The organism is Alteromonas sp. I10 (assembly GCF_003201515.1).
GTDB lineage: Bacteria > Pseudomonadota > Gammaproteobacteria > Enterobacterales > Alteromonadaceae > Alteromonas > Alteromonas macleodii.
Genome location: NZ_QJJN01000029.1, coordinates 1 through 1,194, shown reverse-complemented (window position 1 = coordinate 1,194; position 1,194 = coordinate 1). Strand labels below are relative to the sequence as shown.

Annotated in this window: 1 protein-coding gene; it reads right to left on the bottom strand. The window is 46.5% G+C overall.

What is annotated here, in order from left to right; all coding sequences use genetic code 11:
• Positions 1-14: 14 nt before the first annotated feature.
• Positions 15-1,123, bottom strand: a protein-coding gene (locus BZA03_RS20325) for an IS3 family transposase (RefSeq protein ID WP_375342591.1) whose coding sequence is annotated in 2 segments (ribosomal slippage) — positions 15-871 and positions 871-1,123 — 1,110 coding nt in all. Because the reading frame shifts where the segments join, the coding sequence is not laid out codon by codon here.
• Positions 1,124-1,194: the final 71 nt, after the last annotated feature.

The window sequence follows — 1,194 nt, the reverse complement described above, 5'->3', positions numbered from 1 at the left end:
TGTCCACTTCCCCATTAATGAGACAGTGCTAAATTAGAGTTTTCCAGTTTTGCTCGGTAAGCTGCCGGAGGCAGATTACCGAGACTTTCATGTGTTCTTTCTTCGTTATAATCCAGTCGCCAGAACCAGGCCATTTCTCTTACCTGATTGAGATTTTCAAACAAGTAAGCATCAAGGAACTCTCTGCGGAATGAACCGTTAAAGCGCTCTACGAAGCCATTTTGCTGCGGTTTACCTGGCTGGATATATACCAGTTCAATATTATTGGTTTCACACCAATCAGTCAGGGTCGCCGAAATTAGCTCTGGACCATTATCCATACGCAGCTGAGTTGGCAATCCTCGCTCAGACTTAAGCTGTTCTAACACGCGTACGACACGCCCAGCGGGCAAGGAAGTATCAACTTCAATAGCGAGGCACTCTCGCGTCCCTTCATCCACTACGTTCAGTGTTCTGAACCGTTTACCGCAATATAACGTGTCATGCATAAAGTCCAACGCCCATTGATAGTTTGCCTGATCCAGTACTTCCAATGGCTGGGCTATTCGTTTGGGCAGTACCCGTTTAGTTCTGCGCCTCAGGTTCAATCCCATCTGGCAGTAAACGCGATAGACGCGCTTGTGATTAAAGGGGAAGCCTTTGAATCGCATTCGGCCAAAACACTTCCAGAAGCCTGCTCGTGGCGACTTCTCTAAGACCGCATTGATAGCATCAATGACAGCAGCATCTACCTTGCGCCAGTCTCTCTCTGGACGATAAAAGGTCGCACGGCCAATACCAACAAACAGACAGGCCTTTACGATACTTAGCCCCGCATCAACTAGGATGCTGACGCATTCTCGCTTCTCTGCTGTCACCAACCCTTTTTTGCGACAAGCTCCTTAATGGCATTATTTTCTAAGCTGACATCGGCAAACATCTTTTTGAGCTTGGCATTCTCTTCTTCAAGCTCTTTCAATCGTTTTACGTCAGACGCTTCCATGCCGCCGTACTTAGATTTCCAATTGTAGTAAGTTGCACTGCTGATACCATGTTGACGGCAGACCTCCTCAACCTTCATACCAGCATCAACTTCTTTTAACACCCCGATGATCTGAGATTCTGTGTAGCGTGATTTTTTCATAGTCGTCTCCTGCATTAATCATTGCAGAAAACTCCAATTAAGTCTGTCTCAGTTTAGGGGAAGTGGACATA